General features: G+C 61.7%; 3 protein-coding genes. All 3 read left to right on the top strand.

Translation table 11 applies throughout. The features are described from left to right. A partial coding sequence (locus AC2FNR_RS00735) for a (2Fe-2S)-binding protein (protein ID WP_170756576.1) occupies positions 1-479 on the top strand: 479 nt, incomplete at its 5' end. Positions 480-554: 75 nt separating this feature from the next. After that, positions 555-2,915: a xanthine dehydrogenase family protein molybdopterin-binding subunit gene (locus tag AC2FNR_RS00730; RefSeq protein WP_353394995.1), complete on the top strand. Its 2,361-nt coding sequence runs from the start codon at positions 555-557 to the stop codon at positions 2,913-2,915. Between the two features lie 95 nt (positions 2,916-3,010). Then, positions 3,011-3,802, top strand: coding sequence for an FAD binding domain-containing protein (locus AC2FNR_RS00725; RefSeq protein ID WP_496847649.1), 792 nt, complete (start codon positions 3,011-3,013; stop codon positions 3,800-3,802). The last annotated feature ends 44 nt before the right edge of the window (positions 3,803-3,846 follow it).

Raw genomic sequence — 3,846 nt, 5'->3', positions numbered from 1 at the left:
AGGTTTCGATGACTGTGAACGGCGTAGCTGTGAGCGGTGATGTTGAGGGTCGGACGTTATTGTCTGGATTTTTGCGTGATCATTTGGGGATGACAGGGACGCATGTTGGGTGTGACACGGCGCAATGTGGTGCGTGTGTTGTGCATGTTGATGGTCAGGCTGTGAAGTCGTGCAACATGCTTGCGCTTGAGGCGGACGGTTCTGAGGTTGGTACGATTGAAGGCCAGGCGACTGCGGATGGGTCTTTGAACACCATTCAGCAGGCGTTTCAGGATCATCACGGTCTTCAGTGCGGGTTCTGCACGCCTGGCATGGTGATGAGTGCGGCGGCCTTGCTGAAGGACAATCCGCGCCCGACCGAGGCCGAGATCCGGCATTATCTGGAAGGCAACCTGTGCCGGTGCACGGGCTATCATAACATCGTCAAGGCGATCATGGCCGCATCGGGTCAGGACGTCGGCAGCATCGCTGCGGAATAAACGCCACTGCGGGCCTGTAGCGCCCGTGGAAGGACAAGGATGCGTTAGCATCCGTTTATGGGAGGAGAACAAGCAATGCCCAAAGACAGTGGCATCGGAGCCAGTTCCAAGCGGCGCGAGGACGTGCGCTTTCTGACCGGAGCGGGCAATTACACCGACGACATCAACGTGGCCGGACAGGCCTATGTGTATTTCCTGCGCTCGGATATCGCGCATGGCCGGATCACCAGCATTGACACTTCGGCGGCCGAGGCCATGCCCGGTGTGGTCCGGGTATTCACCGGCAAGGATTTCGAAGGGGTGGGCGGCATCCCCTGCGGCTGGGAGGTGACGGACAAGCATGGCGCGCCCATGCAGGAACCGGCGCACCCCATTCTGGCACAGGGTAAAGTGCGCCATGTGGGTGATCCCATCGCGGCCGTGGTGGCTGACAGCCTGGAACAGGCGCGCGATGCCGCCGAGGCGATCGATCTGGATATCGAAGAACTGCCCGCCGTGATCGACATGAAGGCCGCCGCGCAGGATGGTGCAACGCTGGTCCATGACGATCTGAAGAACAACATCTGCTATGACTGGCAGCTGGGCGAGGCGGATGACGCCAAGGTCAACGAGGTCTTCGCCAATGCGGCGCATGTGACAACGCTGGATCTTGTGAACAACCGTCTGGTTGCCAACCCGATGGAGCCGCGCGTGGCGGTGGCGGAATACAGTCGCGGGACCGAGGACTATACGCTCTATACCACCTCGCAGAACCCGCATGTGATCCGCCTGCTGATGTGCGCCTTTGTGCTGGGCCTGCCCGAGCATAAGGTCCGCGTGGTGGCCCCGGATGTGGGCGGCGGCTTTGGCACCAAAATCTTCCACTATGCGGAAGAGGCGTTCGTGACCTTTGCCGCCAAGGCCTGCAACCGGCCTGTGAAGTGGTCGGCCAGCCGGTCCGAGGCGTTCATGTCCGATGCCCATGGCCGCGACCATGTCAGCAAGATCGAACTTGCGCTGGATGCCGACAATAACTTTGTCGGTCTGCGCACCAACACCTATGCCAATCTGGGCGCCTATCTGTCGACCTTCTCCAGTTCCGTGCCCACATGGCTGCACGGCACGCTGATGGCGGGCAATTACAAGACGCCGGTCATTCAGGTGAACGTGAAGGCGATGTTCACCAACACGGTGCCGGTGGATGCCTATCGCGGTGCGGGCCGGCCGGAGGCGACCTATCAGCTGGAACGCGTCGTCGACAAAGCTGCGCGCGAGCTGGGGGTCGATCCCATTGCGCTGCGCCGTCAGAACTTCATCACCCAGTTCCCCTATGACACGCCGGTGGCGCTGACCTATGACACTGGCGATTACAACGGGACCATGGACAAGCTTGAGGCCGCCGCCGATCTGGCAGGCTTTGCCGCGCGGCGTGCGGAAAGCGAGGCCAAGGGCAAGCTGCGCGGTCTGGGCATCAACTGCTATATCGAGGCGTGCGGCATTGCGCCGTCGAACATCGTTGGCATGCTGGGCGCGCGCGCGGGTCTTTATGACGCTGCGACCGTGCGGGTGAACGCCACCGGCTCGATCAGCGTCATGGTGGGCGCACACAGCCATGGGCAAGGGCATGAGACCGCCTTTCCGCAGGTCGTGGCCGACATGATCGGCATCGACGAGTCGATGGTCGAGATCGTGCATGGCGACACCTCGAAGATCCCGTTTGGGATGGGCACTTATGGCTCGCGCAGCCTTGCGGTCTGTGGCTCGGCCATGGTCAAGGCCACCGAGAAGGTGATCGACAAGGCCAAGAAGATCGCCGCCCACCTGCTGGAGGCCTCCGAGGCCGATATCGAGCTGAAAGACGGTCAGTTCAGCGTCGCGGGCACCGACAAGTCAGTGGCCTGGGGCGATGTGACCCTGACGGCCTATGTGCCGCATAACTACCCGCTGGAGGTCGAGCCGGGGCTGGAGGAGACCGCGTTTTACGACCCGGCCAACTTTACCTTCCCCTCGGGCGCCTATGCCTGCGAGGTCGAGCTGGACCCCGAGACCGGCAAGGTCAGTATCGAGGCCTTCACCGCCGCCGATGACTTTGGCAATATCGTCAACCCGATGATCGTGGATGGTCAGGTGCATGGCGGTATCGGTCAGGGTATCGGTCAGGCGCTACTGGAGAACTGCGCCTATGATGAGAATGGCCAGCTGCTGAGCGCGTCCTTCATGGATTACGCCATGCCCCGCGCCGATGACGTGCCCTTCTACGGCGTCGATCATTCCAGCCAGACGCCCTGCACGCATAACCCGCTGGGGGTGAAGGGCTGTGGTGAGGCTGGGGCTATTGGCTCACCCCCTGCGGTGGTCAATGCGGTTCTGGATGCGATGAACTCGGGCGGCAAAGCGGTGGATCACATCGACATGCCGGTGAGCCCGTCGCGCGTTTGGGCGGCGATGAACAGCTGAGAGGTTGGGGTAGCTGGGGGCTCTGCCCCCAGACCCCCGAGGTATTTATGGCCAGATGAAGAGCGGATCTGTGTTCTTCGGAAAGGAAAAGCGGAATGTATAATTTCGAGTTTGAGAAGCCCTCGACCATCGCCAATGCGGTGGCTGCGTTGGGGGCTGAGGATGCGCAGGCGTTGGGGGGTGGTCAGACACTGATCCCGACGTTGAAGCAGCGGTTGGCGGCGCCCTCGGCGCTGGTGTCGCTGAGCGGGATTGCCGAGATGCAAGGGGTTTGCATCGAGGATGATGGCTCGGTCGCTATCGGTGGAGCGACGACCCACGCCACGGTGGCGCGCGAGGCGGCGGCAAGCTATCCGGCGCTGGCAGCATTGGCCGGTCAGATCGGGGACCCGGCAGTGCGCAATCGCGGCACAATTGGTGGGTCGGTGGCCAACAATGATCCGGCGGCCTGTTATCCGGCAGGGGTGTTGGGTTCGGGCGCGACCGTTGTGACCAATACGCGGCAGATTGCGGTGGATGATTTCTTTCAGGGCATGTTCACCACCGCGCTGGACGAGGGTGAGATCATCACCCAGATCCGCTTCCCGGTGCCGCAGGCCGCAAGCTATCAGAAGTTCCTGCAGCCGGCCTCGCGCTTTGCGTTGGTGGGGGTCTACCTGGCACGGTTCGCGGATGGTGTCCGCGTCGCCGTCACCGGTGCCAGCGAAGATGGTGTATTCCGCTGGTCCGAGGCCGAGGAAGCCTTGACCAAAGAGTTCCGCGCCGACGCCCTGATGGGCCTGAAGGTGAACCCAATGAACATGATCGGCGATCTGCATGGCAGCAAAGACTATCGTGCACATCTGGTCAGCGTCATGACCAAACGCGCCGTCCAAGCCTGTAGCTAAATCAAACGTCAGCCCTGAAGCAAAAAACAGGGCTGACTTTAGGA

The organism is Ruegeria sp. SATB045, assembly GCF_059613525.1.
The sequence above is the reverse complement of the archived record's forward strand: the minus strand, read 5'-3'. Positions and strand labels throughout refer to the sequence as shown.

Coding starts and splice junctions, on each gene's coding strand:
- AC2FNR_RS00730 (WP_353394995.1), top strand. CDS start 555: ATGCCCAAAGACAGTGGCATCGGAGCCAGTTCCAAGCGGCGCGAGGAC.
- AC2FNR_RS00725 (WP_496847649.1), top strand. CDS start 3,011: ATGTATAATTTCGAGTTTGAGAAGCCCTCGACCATCGCCAATGCGGTG.